The following is a 17,712-nucleotide window of genomic DNA, read 5'->3' as shown; positions in this document are numbered from 1 at the left end:
CATGACGATAATCATTAATTCGCCACGAGAAGATGGGGCTTTCTGTTTAAATCACTCCCTCTTTTGAACGATGGCGTGGATATCAAATTGACGCCGACGGAGATGCCGCCAGCGTCATGGGTGATTAGAAGGAAACGTCGACGCCGCCACGTAATACTTCTTCGTTACCGCGCTCGGCAAAATGTTTGTCAGCACGCAGGAAGAAACGCGCATCCGCCGCTTTACCGACATCCAGCCTCACGCCTGCCCACTGCGAGTCTTTGTCCAGTCGAATGCCCGGAATATCGAGGCGCTCTCCTTCACTGCCCAGTCCGCTCCAGCGGGCAGAGACATCAAGCGATGGGTTGGTAAACGCATGTTGGTACTCACCGCTAAGACCGACGCTGCTCCACCATCCCTGATTCCATTGCAGCAGAGCGCGCAGGTTAAGCCCTGTCAGACCAACGGTACGCGAATAGTCGTTGCCTTCTCCCGTCAGACCCAATGCGCTGCCGGTATCCGTAAAGCCGCCGGTAGACAGGTAGCTGTATTTGAGTCCTGCATAGGGTTGAACGCTAAAGATATCGTTGAGTGCAAATTCGTATCCCGTTTTGAGCAGGCTTTGCCAACTATCGCTTGAGGTGCTGCTGGAAACGGCTTCGACATTATTCAGCAGGATAGAACGCTTCAGCTTATCGCGGCCGTGTTGATAGCTCAGGTTGCCCTGAACGAACCATTCCGGCGTGAGGTTATAACGCGCGTAGGTCATAACTCCGTGCAACTCATTCTCACTACTGCCGCCGCTACCGTCGTAGTCGGCTTTGATCTGGCTGTTGGTATAGGCAATCCCGGCGCGCAATCCTGGAGTGTTGAAGTCGGTATCCGTACCAATGGCCGTCAGGGTGATATCGTAATGGCTACCCAGATAGCCGGATTGTTTCAGGTCGCCACGCAGCTTGCCGGTTTCAATCCACAGGCCGTAGTTTTTCCCGCTTCCTAACAGATCTAACCGATTGTTCAGGAGCTGATTCTGGTAATCCAGGCTGTTAAACAAAATGGCATTGCTGGATGCATGCGCCTGACCGGACAGCGAATCCAGCGCGATGGCTGCGGCACCCGCGCTGCCTAACTGCTGGAAGGCGGCTGCTTTCGCCAGCAAACTGGATTGCTGTTCGCTGGTTGAGGACAAGGCTGACCAGCGGTCAGCAACCTGTAGCGCCGATTCGATATTGGCTGCGGTCTGCAACTGTGCGGCGCTTTGAAAGCCGCTGCTGGTGACTGCATCTACGGTGTTGAGGCGACTGAATGCGCCGGTGACATCGTTGCTGCCGTAAGTCAGGTTTCCCGTCAGGAATAGCCCGAGGTCGGTGGTGCTAAACGTGCCACTGATACCCTGATTGCTGTGCAGCAGCGTTTCCTGCGTCTGGACAATGTAGGTGTTGCTGGGCAGGCCAACGCGTAATCCACCATTTAACGTAGCTGTTCCCTCTACGGTAAACGGATTTGCCAGCGTCACGCTCAGCAGGCCGCTGCTGCCCTGAGTATAGTTACCTGCGACGGTCAGCCCGCCTTCTGCGGTGGTGGCAACGATACCCGTGTTATTCACATTACCGCCAATGCGGCCTTTTCCTGCCAGCGTGCCGAAGCCGGATACGCTGGCATTGCCCGCAATTGAACCATCAACGTACAAACGGTTGGCGGTGATTTGTGTATCACCTTTATAGGTGTTGGTGCCGGTCAAATGCAGAGCGCCACCTGCATTGCTGGCACCGTTGACGATCAGGCCGTAGTCGCCGCTGATATCGTTAGCGAACGTGTAATCCCCCGCAGTTAAACGAGCGGTGAAGTTATCGGCATAAAACATCGCCGGGCCTTTTACAGCTTTATCGACGTCCAGATCGCCCCAGCCAAAGGTATCGTTATAAGGGCGTCCGTTGGCTGTATCGGCTACCGCGATATAGGCGGGATGAAAAATACTTCCTGTGACGTTACCCTCGCTGTCCCTGATGATTTCATAGTAAGAATTCTCCGCGTCGTATCGGGTATAGCCATCGGTGTGGTAGGTCGCAGTGGTGAGTAATGTCTGTTGCAGGTTGTAGCCAGTCATCCACGGATAGGCCGCCTGGACTCGGGATGCTCCGCCTGCAACGCGTGGCGCGGCAAAAGAGGTGCCGTGCGAACGTTCTGACGAACTGCTGCCCGCAACGGGATAATCCACATAGCCTGGCGCGCTCATGCAGTAGGCCGCGACATTGCCGCACTTGTCAAAAAGGTAAAGTTCAGCAGGGCGCTCTGTTCCCTCCTGCCCGACCCATTCAGGTATGTAGCCCGTAACGGCCAAAATGCCTTTTTGCAGCGAGGCATCGCTAAAAATGAGTGGAATCTGAGTATTAGGCGAGGGGGTGGAACCAGAATTGTTCCCCGTGGCGACGATGCTCAGTGCCTCGGCATCGACGATGCTTTTCAGTTCGTTACGGACTAAGAGATAGCTAAAGTTGTTTCTCGCGGCATTAAGTGTCTCGGCGGTCGTTAACCGCTCATCTGCGGCGTAGGACATATTGATGATTTTCACGCCTGAATTGAGCAGCCAATTCACGGCAGACGTGGTGTTTTGATAGTCAAAGCGATTATTCAACGACGTTTGTGCAATATAGAGTTCGCTGTCTGGTGCCACGCCTCCCACATAGTTTTCTGTTGCCAGACCCGCTAACGCCAATGCCACCAACGTACCGTGGCCGTTAACGCCCTGATTATCGTTAAGCTGTGAGCCGCCGACAAAAGAGGAAAAGTGCAGATTGCCGTAATTAAACTCTGGCCGAGCCGCTTCCAAACCGGAATCAATAATCCCCACTTTAACGGCGGATACTGTCGGTGTTTCCGGTGTGGTTGGGGTCGTGGGTGTTGTCGGCGTCGTTGGGGATGGCAACGTTGGCGTGACGCTGGCAGTTTCACCGCCACCTCCGCTACTACCGCAGCCTGCCAACATCAGCAATGCGATACTGATATTGGCCGCGATGATGGATTGCCGAAATGTTTTTCTTTTTAACGAAACTGTTCTTTTTAACGAAACTGTTCTTTTTAACGAAAATAGCTGTGCTGCCATCGCCATTGTTTTTTTCCCTGTATTTATTGAGAACATAGAGCCGCCTCCCAAGAAAAACAGGGATTTGGAAAGTCAATTGCCGTTAATGAGAGACGTTATTCTGCTGAATAAACCCCATTTGCATGAAGGACGGTTTCTGGTAGAAAAGAGCCTCATTCTCCTTCACTGATCTTTGTGCAATAGCCACAGAAAAGTGACAGCGAGAGCGATATAATTTTTTATTAAATCAGGATAAGCCGATGCTGGAATTGCGCCCCAACTGTGAGCACTGCGATTGTGATTTGCCGCCGGATGCCGAAACGTATATCTGCTCCTACGAATGCACGTTCTGTCCTGACTGCGCGGATACCGTGTTTCATCACGCCTGCCCGAACTGCGGCGGCGAACTGGTCAAACGGCCGGTGCGCCCGGCACGCTGTCTGGTAAGCGATCCGGCGTCAACGACCCGTATTATCAAACCGCACTGACAGGGTGGACCGGATATCCCCTTTGTCGTTGCAAAAAATGGAACATCTCATTCAGTAATTCCCGATTTCTCCTGTTATTGCGCGGCGTATAGTGAGAGCTAACCGTACTTTATGACGAATATCGGCAGGTGACGTGTTCGGCGCATGCCTTCAGGAGAGAAATGTGAATCAAGATTATGTTGTTGTTCAGCAACCTTCGGAAGCGAATCGGTTAATCCTGCTATTTCATGGCGTGGGTGATACCGCCGCAGGCATGGCGCAGATTGGGCGCTATTTTGCTGCCGCCTTACCGCAGGCGATGGTGGTCAGTATTGCCGGGCCGTTCAGTACTGGCTATGGCGACGGGCGGCAGTGGTTCTCTGTTCAAGGTGTCACGGAAGAGAATCGGTTATCTCGTATTGAAGCAAACCTGCCGCGTTTTATTGAGACGGTGCGCCACTGGCAGGTGCAAAGCGGCGTGAGTGCGGAACAAACCGTGCTGGTGGGCTTCTCGCAAGGCAGCATTATGTCGCTGGAGGCGTTGAAGTCTGAATCCTCGCTGGCTGGGCACATTATTGCGTTCAGCGGTCGCTTTGCTGTGCTGCCAGAAAAAGCCTTTGCTGATGTTGCAGTGCACCTGATTCACGGTGAAGCAGACGGCGTGATTGTGGTTGGACATGCGCATGCTGCCGCGCAGCGCTTTCAGGAACTGGGGACGTCGTTTACGCTGGATGTTGCCCCCGCTGTCGGGCACGGCATTGATGAACGGATGCTGAAGCAGGCGCTGGCCTACCTCAAATAAAAATCTATCCCGCTATACCCGTCATACTTCAAGCTGCATGTGCGTTGGCTTCTTTTAACTGACCAGCCCATTCTGGGGCTGGTTTTAAAGAACTAACGCGTTGCGCTGTTCAATCTGCTCACGTTTTATCACGCCGCTCGAATTATTTTCTTTATTCCATCAGATTATCTTATTGCTCATTTCTTAATTTCTCTATTCAACGTAGAGACTCTATTTTTAGGAGTGAGAATTTATCCATATCAAAAAGAATATAATCCATATTTGAATGTTAAATAATATAGGCAATGTTTTTATTTGTGTTGAGTGTTCAATATTTATCTTATTTTTTCAGATATAAATATCGCATCCTTATGGAAAAAGAGGGTGTGCCATGTTTAAACGTATTAAAGTCATTACCATCCTTGTTATCTTATTGTTTGTGTTGGGGATATCTCAATTTTTAACCGGTGCGCTATCCGTTCGTGCATTGACTAACGACAGAGAGGGATTCCTGGTTTCCCAACGCTCTAACCAGAATGTAGCGGCCTTTACTGATGCATGGATTATGATGAATCAGACGCGTATCGCTATCGGTTCTATTATACAAAACATGATGATGGGGAATGCGGATAAAGAGGCTATGCAAGCTCTTTTACAGCAAGCCAAATCGCAATTGGCCGCCTCAGAGAGTAGTTATAAACACTATTTGTCTCTGCCTAATACGCCCGGGTTGGATGAAGCATTATCCAAAAAACTTGAGGCGAGCTATACCGCTTACGACAAGCTACTGAATGATATTGTGGATTCGCTTTCCGGTGGGTTAGCGGGGGCAGCGATGAAATTGAGTAGCGGTGCCACGCCGCTGAATGTGGCAATGCAGGATGCCTATATTACGTGGCGGGCGGCGCAAAACCAGCTGTCGGATGACGGGCTACAGGAAAACCACGCGGCATTTGAAACGATGCTGTGGCTTCTGGGCGCACTTTCCGTCGTCGTCGTGCTGGTGATTATCCTCAGTTGGATCGGGCTGCAGCGTATTCTTTTGCATCCGCTGCGTACGCTCATGCAACACATCAGCGCGATTGCCGAGGGCAATCTGACACATCCTATTGATACGACTGGGCGCAATGAGATGAGCCAGCTTGCGGCGGGGCTACATCATATGCAGCAGTCATTAATCCGCACCGTGAGTCTGGTGCGCGACAGCTCCCACTCCATCCATTCTGGGGCCAGTGAAATCTCGGTGGGCAGCAACGATCTGTCTTCGCGTACGGAGCAGCAGGCCGCATCGCTACAGGAAACCGCGGCCAGCATGGAGCAACTGACCTCGACGGTGAAGCAGAACTCAGACAATGCGCGTCAGGCTACGCTGCTGGCAAAAAATGCGTCGGAGACGGCCAATAAAGGTGGAACGGTCGTCGACAATGTTGTGAAGACGATGAATGAGATCGCCGACAGTTCACAAAAAATCGCCCACATTACCAGCGTGATTGATAGCATCGCCTTCCAAACCAATATTCTGGCACTGAATGCGGCGGTAGAAGCGGCGCGAGCCGGGGAGCAAGGGCGAGGCTTTGCCGTGGTGGCGGGGGAAGTGAGAACGCTGGCACAGCGCAGTGCTCAGGCCGCCAAAGAGATCAAATCGCTCATTGATGATTCGGTTAGCCGCACTAATACCGGCTCTTTGCAGGTGAAAGACGCGGGTGACACGATGAAAGAAATCGTCGGTGCGGTGAGCCGGGTAACGGATATCATGGGGGAAATCGCCTCGGCGTCCGATGAGCAAAGTCGGGGAATCGATCAGGTTGGGCAGGCGGTCAATGAAATGGATCGCGTCACCCAGCAAAACGCCTCGCTGGTGGAAGAATCCGCATCTGCCGCAGCGGCACTGGAAGAGCAGGCCAGATATTTACAAAACGCGGTGGCGGTGTTCAAGATTAATCAGGCAGCAGAGCAGGAACACCGTGCCGAGAGCGCGCCTTCGCTTGCTGCATTACCAAAGTCACTGTTGCCTAAACCCGCTCATGCCGGGCCATCGAATGCGAATTGGGAAACGTTTTAGCGGAAATGCGTGTTTAACGGAAGTGTAAGCATCCAAACCGCCTGCGCGGGGCTTAGCTCGCGTGCAGGCGGTTTGCGAGGATAGGTGTCAGGGTTTTTTCTTCGGCCAGTCGTCGTCTTCTTCCTTGTCCCACTTGTCGTTGTTGTCACGGTGTGGAGGCAATTTCGGTTTATTGAGCAGAAAACGCGTATGGTCAACGTTGCGCAATTCTTTGATGCCGTTAATCAGCATGCCTATCAGGACAATCAGAATTATCCACCAGTAATCAGCCAGCCATGCCATGGTTACGCCTCATCAACATTATGAATATAACGGGTAAACAGCTGCGGCAAGTTCTGACTGAGCCAGTGGTAGCCTGCAATGTCTTCATCTTGCCAGGCGGCAAGAATGAGGTCGGGTGTAAGCTGTTCTTCCGCATACTGTGCTAGTGGATAATAGCTGATATGCCAGAGTTCGGCTGCGACACCGCCGAGATCGTGCGCATAAGGTCGATAAAAACCATATTCATGCATGTGCGCACTCAACCACGTATTCAGTGCGTCAAAGTAACCGCCTTCTTCATATTCCCACGGCTCCAACTGGAGCGAACGGCCTGCGGGTAATAAATCGGGGTCGTAGATATCGAGATCGCTGCCCCAATGGTGGCGGCTGGAACCGGGCATAGCGGACCAGCGCAGAATCGCTTCACAGCGCTCGCCTTCGTCCAGAGATAACACGTCCAGCGGCTGGCTGTTGGCATCCATGACGGGACGCTCGCCGCGAAATTTGCCATTCCAGATCTGACGCTGGCGCTCGAAGTCACGAAACGTGCTAGCGGGTTGTAGGTTAAATCCCGCCGTTTTTGCCGCCTGCTGTAGCGCCAGAAACGCGGTTACCGCCTCCGGTTGAAGACGATGACGACCCTGTAAAGCGGCCAGATGTTGATCGCTTTTACCGGTTAACGTAGCTGGCGTCATCATGCGATGAGCTGCTCCATAATGCGCTGGTACATGCGGCTCAGCAGTTGCAGGTCTGCCGCGCTGACGCATTCATCCACTTTATGGATCGTGGCGTTCACGGGACCCAGTTCAACGACCTGTGCGCCCATGCGGGCAATGAAACGACCATCGGAGGTACCGCCGGTGGTCAGCAGCTCTGGGGTAACTTCGTTGTAATGTTTGACGGCATTTACCACGGCATCGACCAGTTCGCCGCGTGCGGTCAGGAATGGCTGGCCGGAGAGCTTCCAGTCGATGGTGTAATTAAGCTGGTGGCGATCCAATAATTCCGCTACGCGCTGCTGGATTAACACATCCGTCAATTCGGTGCTGAAGCGGAAATTGAACTGCACAAATAACTCGCCGGGGATGACGTTATTGCTGCCGGTGCCTGCCTGAATATTGGCGATTTGCATTGTGGTCGGCGGGAAGAAATCGTTGCCCTGATCCCACTCGGTGGCGATCAGTTCGTTAAGCGCCGGTGCTGCGCGATGAACGGGGTTGTCCGCCAGATGAGGATAAGCAACATGCCCTTGCACGCCGTGTACGCGCAGATTCGCGGTGATAGAACCACGACGGCCATTTTTTACCACATCACCGACAACATGCGTACTGGACGGCTCGCCGACCAGACAGTAGTCCAATCGCTCGTTGCGGGCCATCAGCGCGTCGACTACTTTTACCGTGCCGTTAACGGCGCTGGCTTCTTCGTCCGAGGTAATCAGGAACGCCAGACGCCCTTGGTGATTAGGATGGGCGGCGACAAAGCGCTCAGCGGCAATCACCATTGCAGCCAGTGAACCTTTCATGTCCGCCGCGCCACGGCCGTACAGCATGCCGTCACGAATGATGGGTTCAAACGGTGGATGCTGCCAGTGGCTTTCATCGCCGCTGGGAACCACATCGGTGTGTCCGGCGAAGGCCAGCGTTTTTCCTGTGCCGCGCCATGCCCAGAAATTCTGGGTATCGCCAAAATCCATCGCTTCGACGGTAAAGCCAATCGCCGTCAGGCGTTCAATCATGAGCGCCTGGCAACCCTCGTCATTCGGGCTGAGGGAAGGGCGTTTAATTAACTGTTGAGCGAGCTCTATGACTGGGCAAGACACGTTATTTGTTCTCCGCAATAAATTTCTGGTAGCTGTCGGTACTGAAACCAAGTAGCGCGTGGCCGTCGTCGGTTATCAGCAACGGCCGTTTAATCACCGCTGGCTGTTCCAGCATCAGGTTTTTGGCGGCCTCTGCGCTGTCGCTGGTATCGCTGTTGATCCGTTCACGCAGGTCTTCACTGAGTTTACGCCAGGTCGTTCCGCGTGTGTTGAGTAAGGCCTGAAACCCCAGTTGGTCGATAAAACGCTGTAGCAGCTGTTCATCCAGACCGTCGGCACGGTAATCATGGAAGCGATACGCCACCTGTTGATCGTCCAGCCAGCGGCGCGCTTTCTTTATAGTGTCACAGTTTTTGATGCCATACATGGTCAGCGCCATAGGGATAAAATCCTTTCTGCTTATTGGGTTGCATGACGATTGCTGTTCAGGACAACACAGCCTGACTGAGCCTAATCGTGCGATAGCCCAGCATGCCGAAAAAAGGCGGGGAGATCTACTGTGAACTGTGTAGCAGAAATGTGAGGAAGTATAGTTTTTATACTTTCATAACACTTTTTCCTGATTAAAAAGTGTGCATATAATGCGTCGCCGTTAATCACCAAGAGGTTCGCATGGTAGAAGTAGAAGTAAGTACTTGGAAAGATTTTATTGAAGCAATGTTACGTAAATAATAACGAGAAGTACTGTTAGTCATTGCATACCATACCAGGAATAAAATCATACGAATAAAGCAGTATTGAGTCTCTCAATACTGCTTTTTTTCTTTGTGAAAAGGGGAAACCTGAGTGAATAAAAGAGGCTATTATTAGTTTGCGTATGAATTTTATTTTATCTAATTAATTCATAGTTATGACTGGTTAAGCGCAAATTTCGCAGCGGCAATCGCATGGAGCCTGCTGGTATCAAAAAGAGGAACTTTCGCATCCTGGGCGCTGATTAACAGCGGAATCTCTGTACACCCTAGAATGATGCCTTCCGCGCCTTGCTGTTCAAGCTGCTGGATAATGTCCCGATAGACCTGCCGCGATGCGTCGTTAATGTTTCCCAGACACAGTTCATCGTAAATGATGCGATTAACGGCTTCTTTTCCCTCATGGTCAGGAACTATCACCTCCACGCCAAATCGTTCCTGAATGCGCTGGCGATAGAAATCCTGCTCCATTGTGTAGCGGGTTCCAAGCAAACCGACTTTCTTCAATCCGTGCTGTTTCAGGTTGGCACCGGTGGCATCGGCAATATGCAAAAGAGGAAGCTGGCAGGCGCGTTCAACGTCATCGGCCACTTTATGCATGGTGTTGGTGCAGATGACGATCGCCTCTGCTCCCGCCTGACGTAATCCTACTGCGATATTGCTGAGTACAGCGGCTGACTGCTCCCAATCACCTTGTGACTGCAACCGTTCGATCTCGTGGAAATCGACGCTGTGCAGGATGATTTTGGCGGAGTGCAGACCGCCAAGTTGGTTTTTCACATACTCGTTGATAATGCGGTAATACGGGATGGTAGATTCCCAACTCATGCCCCCGATCAGACCCAGCGTTTTACTTACCATGATGCCTTCCTTCATATCGTAAAAAGTGATGAATTGGTCAGAACTGAACTCTCTGCGTTCTGCATCGGGTTAAAATAGGACAGCTGAGTTGCGCGGTATACATTTTTAGCGACTTTTATCACTTTTTATCCAACTTCAACTGGACAAAAGGCCAATCTATTGTTGTACTGTACCTGACACAGATTTTGTGTCTTTCATTCATGTAAAGGTAAGTTTGATGTCTAAGATTAAAGGTAGTGTTAAGTGGTTCAATGAGTCTAAAGGCTTCGGTTTCATCACTCCTGAAGATGGTAGCAAAGACGTGTTCGTACACTTCTCTGCCATTCAGAGCAATGGTTTCAAAACTCTGGCTGAAGGTCAGCGTGTAGAGTTCGAAATCACTGACGGTGCCAAAGGTCCTTCAGCTGCTAACGTTAACGCTATTTAATTATACCGATTTCGTGAAAAACCCGCCTATGGCGGGTTTTTTTTGCTTCATTTTCCACGTGCTACCAATTTCCACATGACATCAGTGTGTTGTCACCCACGTGACCAGCGCAAACGCCAGTGCGGTCATGAGCAACGAACCCGCCAGATTCAACAGGACGTGTAACCCCGCCGCCGCCAATTGTCCACTTTGCAGGAACATGACGACTTCTGCGGAAAAGGTCGAAAACGTCGTTAAACCGCCGCACAGCCCGGTGGTAATCAATATTTTCCAGTCCTGATCGAGATGAGGATGGCGCAGGAAGAAAGCGAGTGCGCCGCCAATAACAAAAGCCCCGATCACGTTGGCAAGCAGAGTGCCCAGCGGCAGCGTTGGATACAGATTGTTAAACTTCACGCCAAGCTGCCAGCGCGCCACGCTACCGACTCCGCCACCAATAAATACCGCGAGTAATGTACTAAACATAGAAACCTTTCTTGGGTTGTTTTGCCTGAATTGCTTTTGTGGTCTCGGAGAGTATGGGGCAGGACGCTACGCCCTCTCTGCGAGGTGGACGTAGACATCATTAGCCGAGTGGCGGTTGTACCCTGTTTTTAAGGCTGTCAGCGTTTTGGCTGCGCGAGGGTAGGGAGGAATGTCATCTCCGCTGTAGTAGGGAAAGTTTACGCCGTCAGAAGGGACTTTTGTAGTGCTGCCGAGGTGAAAGTTGTAAAGCAATCTGAATACGGGCGAAAGTGCTTTTGCCGCGTCTTACTTTTTTATAGATGCAATTTGTTACAGATGCAAATTGTGTCGTGCTGCATAAGGTCTTAGATAGAGGACATAGAGTAAAAGAATTATTTTCAATAAAAATCGTTCTCGTTCGCTGGCGTCTCCAGCATCTAAATCAGGTAGGTTTGTATGGAAGGTATCAGTATTGCCAAGCTGTTGGTGATTGGCGCGTTAATCATTCTACTGTTCGGTACGAATAAACTTCGTAGCCTCGGCGGTGACTTGGGCGCGGCGATTAAAGGCTTCAAGAAGGCGATGAGTGATGAGCAGCCGGCAAAGACGGATGATACGGCAGCGCTGCATGATTCATCTCGTAAAGAACCCTGATCGCATCTCACACAGCAAAACGGACGGCAATTGCCGTCCGTTTTTTATCCCACACAAAAAATGTGTAAATATGTATGAGCGCTTATTTTACTTCGATGCCCTTTGCCTGTAGGTCGGCATGGTAGGACGAGCGAACAAATGGACCGCAGGCAGCGTGGGTAAAGCCCATCGCCATCGCTTCGGCCTTCATCTCATCGAATTCATCCGGGCTGACGTAGCGTTGTACCGGCAGGTGATGGCGGCTCGGCTGTAAATATTGTCCCAGCGTTAGCATCGTCACACCGTGGCGGCGCAGGTCACGCATCACTTCCACGATTTCCGCATTGGTTTCCCCCAATCCAACCATCAGGCCAGATTTGGTTGGGATATCTGGATGCGCTTTTTTAAAGTTTTCCAGCAGCTTCAGTGACCACTCATAGTTCGCACCAGGGCGAACCTGACGGTAAACGCGTGGTACGTTTTCCAGATTGTGGTTGAACACATCTGGCGGCGTGGCGGTCAGGATCTCTAACGCGCGATCCATACGTCCACGGAAGTCTGGCACCAGCGTTTCGATGCGGATACTCGGGTTTTTGCGGCGAATGGCGCTGATACAGTCTGCAAAGTGCTGGGCTCCGCCGTCGCGCAGATCATCACGGTCAACGGAGGTGATCACGACATAGCGTAAACCCATGTCATGAATGGTCTGTGCCAGTTTCTCAGGCTCATTGGCATCCGGCGTAAGCGGGCGGCCGTGTGCAACGTCACAGAACGGGCAGCGACGGGTACAAATGGCACCCAGAATCATGAAGGTGGCGGTACCGTGGTTGAAACACTCCGCCAGATTCGGACAGGACGCTTCTTCGCAAACTGAGTGCAACCCGTTTTTGCGCATGGCCGCTTTGATTCCCTGAATACGGCTTGAATCTGCCGGAAGTTTAATCTTCATCCATTCAGGTTTGCGCAGAAGCTCTTGGCGTTCGGTGACGACGGTACGTACCGGGATTAGCGCCATCTTATCGGCATCGCGGTATTTAACGCCGCGTTCGATCTGAATCGGTTTACTCATGTTTGCGTAAGTTCCAGTTCTGAATCGTTTCTTTAAATTTGTAATTCAAATTCAAAGGATTATGTTTTTAGTTAAACTTTTTTTTAAAAAACTATAAAAATTATATCATCTTGCCTAACCACAATCAGCCTTTGCGCGATCAAAATGAAGAAATTATGTGAATAAAATGTAATTTATCAAAAAACGATCGTCTAACTGACTGATTTTTATTAACAGGATGAGATGCGCTAACCAGGAAGCGGCTCACCCTGAACGTCCAGATTCCACGAAACAAATTCGGGTGCGGAGTAGCCGACTAACTGCAAAAAGGTGTTCACCAGCACAGGGGCGGTGTCATCTACCGTGACGCCCGGCACCAGATCGCTGAGTTGCGTCATCTCCATTCCGGCGTAACCACACGGGTTGATACGCAGGAAAGGGGAGAGATCCATGGCAATATTGAGCGCCAGCCCGTGGAAAGAGCAGCCTTTGCGAATACGCAGCCCTAGCGAACAGATTTTACGCTCGCCTACGTAAACGCCAGGCGCATCAGGGCGCGCATGAGCTTCAATCTGGAAATGTGCCAGTGTGCCGATCACCGTGTTTTCGATGGCAGTGACGAGCTGACGAACGCCGAGCTTGCGACGTTTCAGATCAATCAACACGTACATGACCTGCTGGCCGGGGCCGTGGTAGGTCACCTGACCGCCTCTGTCACTCTGAATCACGGGAATATCACCGGGCATGAGGACATGTTCGGCTTTGCCTGCCTGACCCTGCGTAAATACGCGAGGGTGCTGAACCAGCCAGATTTCATCTGGGGTTTTATCATCACGTCGGTCGGTGAAATTATGCATCGCCAGAGAGACGGGTTCATACGGCTGTACGTCAAATTGGCGTACGATGATCTTATCCTGTAGCAAGTGTGTCATCTTCAGGTTAAGGAAAGGTGGGGGGATTATAACGGCGGGAAGCCTCAGCGAACAGCACTTTGCAAAATCACAAAACCCTGCCGTACTGGCCAGTTTTCCCGCCCGTTTTGATTACAGTACGACTTTTACAGAACCCCAGGTCTTACAGAACTCATGCTTTACAGAATTCTATGCTTTACAGAACCATGCGCACGATGTCGATGTTGCCCAGTTCTTCGTACAGCGTTTCGACCTGCTCAATGTGTGTCGCAGTGATGGTGATGGAAACGGAGTGATAATTCCCTTTGCTGCTGGGTTTGATCTGCGGCGTGTAGTCGCCTGGCGCATGACGCTGTACCACTTCAACGACCAGATCGACCAACTCTGGTTTTGCCTCGCCCATGACCTTGTAGGTAAAAACACACGGGAATTCAAGCAGTTCGTTTAATTTGGTTTTCATTTGCGCTCCAGAGAGAGTAATACGTCGGCATTATTCCGGCGGTATTAGCACTGACATCAGTACAGTATACTAAAAAAGCATAACTCCCGCGTTCTGCGGGAGTTATGGATGGTATCTATATGGGGACGTTTTGGCCCCACACAAGGGGGATTAGCCGAACCAGTGATGGAACATCAGTTTGATGTAGTCGATCATGCGGCCAAAGATCCCGCCTTCTTTCACTTCGTTCATGACCACCAGCGGGCGCTGGTCGATGGTTTTGCCATCCAGTTGGAAGTTGATGGAACCCACAACCTGATTTTTGGCTAACGGCGCATGCAGTTCCGTGTTGTCCAGAACATAGCTGGCTTTCAGATCTTTCATACGGCCGCGCGGAATAGTCAGGTAGGCATCTTTCTCAACGCCCAGCGCAACGCGGTCGCTGTCGCCAAACCAGACGGGCTCAGAAGCGAATTCTTTGCCTGCTTTCAATGGCGCGACGGTTTCAAAGAAGCGGAAGCCCCAGGTCAGCAGTTTCTTACTTTCTGATTCGCGGCCTTTGGCGTTACGTCCACCCAGTACCGCAGAAATCAGGCGCATCTGGCCTTCTGTTGCCGAGGCGACCAGATTAAAGCCCGCTGATGACGTATGGCCCGTTTTGATGCCGTCAACATTCAGACTGGAATCCCACAGCAAACCGTTACGGTTAGGCTGACGAATATTGTTGAACGTGAACTCTTTCTCTTTGTAGGTCGCATATTCTTCTGGCACATCGCGGATCAGCGCCTGACCGATCAGAGCCATATCGCGTGCCGAACTGAACTGGCCCGGCGCATCAAGACCGTGCACGGTTTCAAAATTGGTATTTTTCAGCCCCAGTGCTTTCACGTAACCGTTCATCAGGTTAACGAAGGCATCCTGACTGCCGGCAACGTAGTCAGCCATCGCGACGCAGGCATCGTTACCAGATTGCAGAATGATGCCGCGGTTTAACTGGGAGACAGGAACGCGGTCGCCCGGCTTCAGGAACATCAGGGAAGAGCCCTGGAAGGTCGGGTTGCCGGTTGCCCAGGCATCTTTACCGACGGTAACGATGTCGTTCGGGCTGATTTTTCCTGATTTAATGGCCTGACCAATTACGTAGCTGGTCATCATTTTCGTTAAGCTGGCCGGATCGCGGCGCGTGTCGGCATTCATTTCCGCCAACACTTTCCCAGAGTTGTAATCAATCAGGATGTAGGATTCAGCATCGATTTGCGGGACGCCAGGGATCATCGTTTTAAGATTGATATCTTCGGCATAGGCAAAGGAAGAGGCGCTAATGGCGAGCAGTGCGCCAAGCGCAGTACGTTTAGTAAAACGAGACGTGTTTACAGTATTCATGATTGGAACAACAACATCCGTGGGTATGAGTTAAAAAACGAGCCACACTATAGCAGATGGGAAATAGGCAGGCACCAGACATTACGTTACGTGATTTTGCAAAAGGGCGGTATGTTCAATGCCATAGCCGCCGTTTTCGCTGCGTGAGTCTGCCGATTATCTGTTACTAGAGGGTGCTGGGTGCGGCGGTAATAAACGACTGCTGCTGAGCTTCGACTGACAAACGTTGTTGAAGTTCAGCGGCTTGCTGACGATTCTGGAATGGCCCCAGTTGAATACGATACAGGCCGCCGCTCGCCGTGACTTTCCCGGCCACGCGGAAGCGTTCGCTCAGGCTGCGCTGCCAGGTTTGCGCGCGCTGTTGATCGCTCAATGCACCGACCTGAACCACATAGCGCCCCGTGGCAGATGGCGTTGCAGTCGCGGGAGCGGCAACTGTTGCAGCTGCAGCTGGCGCGGCGTTCATTGGCGCAGCGGATGATGATGGCGCTACCGCTGGCGTCACGCTGGACTCAACTACGCCAGCACGCAGGGCGGAAGGTGCCCCCAGAAAACCACCGCTGTGCGACGGCGCGCTGCTCTGCGGTTGTGTGCTTTCTGCTGGTGCACTCAGGCTGCTATTGCTAATCGGGCGCACGGCGCTGTTGGGCGTTGGCGACGTCGTTTCCATCATCGGTGTGCCCAGTCCGCTGGCACCGAAGCTCGGACGTTCCGGCAGCGCGAAGCTTTGCTTAGCGACGGTGGTGCCCACGGTTCCGGGGCCGGAGAGCGTACCGTCTGGTGCGACGCTGATGAAGTCCACTTTTACTTTGGTATTGTTCGAGATATTCAGCCGATCGCCTGCGGCTTTCGACAGATCGATAATTCTGCCCGGCGTATACGGCCCGCGGTCGTTCACGCGTACTACCAGACGGCGACCGTTACTCAGGTTGGTCACGCGGACATAGCTTGGCAGAGGCAGCGTTGGGTGGGCGGCGGTTATCGCATTAGGATCAAACGTTTCGCCGATTGACGTGCGGTTACCGCTGGCTTCTTCGCCGTACCATGCGGCTAAACCTGTCTCGCTAAAATTTTGCGGGTTTTTGACAATCTTATAGCTCTTGCCTTTGATGCTGTAGTCTTGCAGCGTACCCTGATTGTAGGGTTCGTAACGCGGTTCTGCGCCACCGATCTCTTCCGTCGGTCCGCTGTAAACCTGAGTCACGGGCGGCGCAGGCTGCCGCTGTTCCGTTGTGGTACAGGCCGCAAGCGCCAGAGTTGCTACGCCGACCCAAAGCCAATCCTTACGCATTGCTCACCTCGTGTTATAAATTCTTAGATAGCAGTTTGCGGTGAGTATGTATCGACATGACGATACCGAACCCCGCCATTAAGACGACCAGCGCCGACCCACCGTAGCTGACTAGCGGCAGCGGCACGCCAACGACGGGAAGTATACCGCTGACCATCCCGATATTGACGAACACATAGAAAAACAGAATCAACATCAGCCCGCCGACCATTACCCGGCCGAACGAGGTTTGCGCATTTGCGGCGATGACCAAGCCACGCATAATCATGAACAGATACATGGCGAGCAGAACCAACACACCGATTAACCCAAGCTCTTCAGACAGCACGGCAAAGATAAAGTCGGTGTGGCGCTCTGGCAGAAACTCTAACTGAGATTGGGTGCCATGCAGCCAGCCTTTTCCAGACAGCCCGCCTGAGCCTATCGCAATTTTCGACTGAATAATATGGTACCCGGCTCCGAGCGGATCGCTTTCTGGATCGAGCAGCATCATGACTCTGGCGCGCTGATAATCATGCATCAGGAAAAACCAGAGTATAGGAATAAAAGCAGCAAGTAGCAGGACGGCGATGCCAATCAAGCGCCAGCTCATACCGGCGAGGAAAAGCACAAATAGCCCTGATAGCGCGACCAGAATCGAGGTACCTAAGTCGGGCTGCGCGGCAACCAGCAGCGTAGGGACAAAAATCAGCACCAGCGCGATTGCCGTATTTTTTAACGACGGCGGGCACATATCACGGTTGATAAAACGCGCGACCATCAGCGGTACGGCGATCTTGGCAATTTCTGACGGCTGAAAACGGATAAAGCCCAGATCCAGCCAGCGCTGTGCGCCTTTACTGATTTGCCCAAAAATATCCACGATGAGCAACAAAATTACGCAGACGATATAGAGGTAGGGCGCCCAGCCTTCGTACACGCGTGGGGGAATTTGCGCCATCACAATCATCACCGTAAACCCCAACACGATTTGAACGACTTTTCGTTCCATCATGCCGATGTCTTGCCCGCTGGCGCTCCATAAGACAAATAGGCTATAGCCCAGCAGTGCCAGGATGCAGAGAAGAAACGGCAGATCGATATGGATTTTCGCCCAGAACGATCCCTTTTGTTGGCTATCGGTCATGAC

General features: G+C 52.0%; 19 protein-coding genes and 1 riboswitch. Of the genes, 6 read left to right on the top strand and 13 right to left on the bottom strand.

Features of this window, described 5'->3' with window-relative positions; genetic code table 11:
• Positions 1-124: 124 nt before the first annotated feature.
• Positions 125-3,088 carry an autotransporter domain-containing protein gene (locus tag MYB54_RS15635; RefSeq protein WP_248721979.1) on the bottom strand — a complete coding sequence of 988 codons (2,964 nt, stop codon included), beginning with the start codon at positions 3,086-3,088 and terminating at the stop codon, positions 125-127.
• Between the two features lie 233 nt (positions 3,089-3,321).
• Between MYB54_RS15635 and MYB54_RS15630 the strand changes: the two genes are divergently transcribed.
• From MYB54_RS15630 to MYB54_RS15620, 3 genes are all read left to right on the top strand, one after another.
• Positions 3,322-3,549, top strand: coding sequence for a DUF1272 domain-containing protein (locus MYB54_RS15630; RefSeq protein ID WP_014914611.1), 228 nt, complete (start codon positions 3,322-3,324; stop codon positions 3,547-3,549).
• A 163-nt stretch (positions 3,550-3,712) separates the two neighbouring features.
• Positions 3,713-4,330 (top strand): esterase, encoded by a 618-nt coding sequence (gene ypfH / locus MYB54_RS15625; RefSeq protein WP_014914612.1) that lies wholly within the window; start codon positions 3,713-3,715, stop codon positions 4,328-4,330.
• Between the two features lie 370 nt (positions 4,331-4,700).
• The gene (locus MYB54_RS15620; protein WP_039503970.1) at positions 4,701-6,371 is read left to right on the top strand and encodes a methyl-accepting chemotaxis protein; all 1,671 of its coding nucleotides are present in this window, start codon (positions 4,701-4,703) and stop codon (positions 6,369-6,371) included.
• An 87-nt stretch (positions 6,372-6,458) separates the two neighbouring features.
• On the opposite strand, the gene MYB54_RS15615 is transcribed toward MYB54_RS15620, so the two are convergent.
• The 4 genes from MYB54_RS15615 to MYB54_RS15600 are packed head-to-tail and all read right to left on the bottom strand — an operon-like array spanning position 6,459 to position 8,833.
• Positions 6,459-6,653, bottom strand: a complete 195-nt coding sequence (locus MYB54_RS15615; RefSeq protein ID WP_010283998.1) for a YpfN family protein — start codon at positions 6,651-6,653, stop codon at positions 6,459-6,461.
• 2 nt (positions 6,654-6,655) lie between these two features.
• Complete coding sequence (locus MYB54_RS15610; RefSeq protein WP_248721026.1) at positions 6,656-7,330, bottom strand: M15 family metallopeptidase; 675 nt, start codon at positions 7,328-7,330, stop codon at positions 6,656-6,658.
• A complete protein-coding gene (gene dapE / locus MYB54_RS15605; RefSeq protein WP_248721025.1) occupies positions 7,327-8,454 on the bottom strand; it encodes a succinyl-diaminopimelate desuccinylase in 1,128 nt (375 codons plus the stop codon). Before dapE ends, MYB54_RS15610 begins: the two co-directional genes overlap by 4 nt.
• 1 nt (position 8,455) lies before the next feature.
• Positions 8,456-8,833 carry an ArsC family reductase gene (locus MYB54_RS15600; RefSeq protein WP_010284003.1) on the bottom strand — a complete coding sequence of 126 codons (378 nt, stop codon included), beginning with the start codon at positions 8,831-8,833 and terminating at the stop codon, positions 8,456-8,458.
• Positions 8,834-9,066: 233 nt separating this feature from the next.
• Between MYB54_RS15600 and ypfM the strand changes: the two genes are divergently transcribed.
• Positions 9,067-9,126, top strand: coding sequence for a protein YpfM (gene ypfM, locus MYB54_RS22105; RefSeq protein ID WP_137739554.1), 60 nt, complete (start codon positions 9,067-9,069; stop codon positions 9,124-9,126).
• A gap of 176 nt (positions 9,127-9,302) precedes the next feature.
• Here ypfM and MYB54_RS15595 read toward each other — a convergent pair whose 3' ends face one another.
• Positions 9,303-10,007 (bottom strand): aspartate/glutamate racemase family protein, encoded by a 705-nt coding sequence (locus MYB54_RS15595; protein ID WP_248721024.1) that lies wholly within the window; start codon positions 10,005-10,007, stop codon positions 9,303-9,305.
• Between the two features lie 217 nt (positions 10,008-10,224).
• Here MYB54_RS15595 and cspE point away from each other — a divergent pair, with 217 nt between their 5' ends.
• Positions 10,225-10,434: a transcription antiterminator/RNA stability regulator CspE gene (gene cspE, locus MYB54_RS15590; RefSeq protein ID WP_005976270.1), complete on the top strand. Its 210-nt coding sequence runs from the start codon at positions 10,225-10,227 to the stop codon at positions 10,432-10,434.
• 81 nt (positions 10,435-10,515) lie between these two features.
• Here cspE and crcB read toward each other — a convergent pair whose 3' ends face one another.
• Positions 10,516-10,899 (bottom strand): fluoride efflux transporter CrcB, encoded by a 384-nt coding sequence (gene crcB / locus MYB54_RS15585; RefSeq protein ID WP_010284026.1) that lies wholly within the window; start codon positions 10,897-10,899, stop codon positions 10,516-10,518.
• Between the two features lie 84 nt (positions 10,900-10,983).
• A riboswitch (Fluoride riboswitch) is annotated at positions 10,984-11,088 on the bottom strand.
• Between the two features lie 246 nt (positions 11,089-11,334).
• On the opposite strand from crcB, the gene tatA reads away from it, so the two are divergent.
• On the top strand, positions 11,335-11,532 hold the full coding sequence (tatA, locus tag MYB54_RS15580; RefSeq protein ID WP_039275319.1) for a Sec-independent protein translocase subunit TatA: 198 nt from the start codon (positions 11,335-11,337) through the stop codon (positions 11,530-11,532).
• 82 nt (positions 11,533-11,614) lie between these two features.
• Here tatA and lipA read toward each other — a convergent pair whose 3' ends face one another.
• From lipA to mrdB, 6 genes are all read right to left on the bottom strand, one after another.
• On the bottom strand, positions 11,615-12,580 hold the full coding sequence (gene lipA / locus MYB54_RS15575) for a lipoyl synthase (protein WP_014914620.1): 966 nt from the start codon (positions 12,578-12,580) through the stop codon (positions 11,615-11,617).
• 227 nt (positions 12,581-12,807) lie between these two features.
• Entirely contained in the window at positions 12,808-13,491 is a 684-nt protein-coding gene (lipB, locus tag MYB54_RS15570; RefSeq protein ID WP_174435849.1) for a lipoyl(octanoyl) transferase LipB, read from the bottom strand.
• 175 nt (positions 13,492-13,666) lie between these two features.
• Positions 13,667-13,930 (bottom strand): DUF493 family protein YbeD, encoded by a 264-nt coding sequence (gene ybeD, locus MYB54_RS15565; protein WP_005976281.1) that lies wholly within the window; start codon positions 13,928-13,930, stop codon positions 13,667-13,669.
• 150 nt (positions 13,931-14,080) lie between these two features.
• A complete protein-coding gene (gene dacA / locus MYB54_RS15560) occupies positions 14,081-15,292 on the bottom strand; it encodes a D-alanyl-D-alanine carboxypeptidase DacA (RefSeq protein WP_010284040.1) in 1,212 nt (403 codons plus the stop codon).
• A gap of 166 nt (positions 15,293-15,458) precedes the next feature.
• Positions 15,459-16,583: an endolytic peptidoglycan transglycosylase RlpA gene (rlpA, locus tag MYB54_RS15555; RefSeq protein WP_014914623.1), complete on the bottom strand. Its 1,125-nt coding sequence runs from the start codon at positions 16,581-16,583 to the stop codon at positions 15,459-15,461.
• Between the two features lie 13 nt (positions 16,584-16,596).
• Entirely contained in the window at positions 16,597-17,709 is a 1,113-nt protein-coding gene (mrdB, locus tag MYB54_RS15550) for a peptidoglycan glycosyltransferase MrdB (protein WP_014914624.1), read from the bottom strand.
• Positions 17,710-17,712: the final 3 nt, after the last annotated feature.

This window comes from Pectobacterium nicotianae (genome assembly GCF_023272715.1).
GTDB lineage: Bacteria > Pseudomonadota > Gammaproteobacteria > Enterobacterales > Enterobacteriaceae > Pectobacterium > Pectobacterium brasiliense.
The sequence above is the reverse complement of the archived record's forward strand: the minus strand, read 5'-3'. Positions and strand labels throughout refer to the sequence as shown.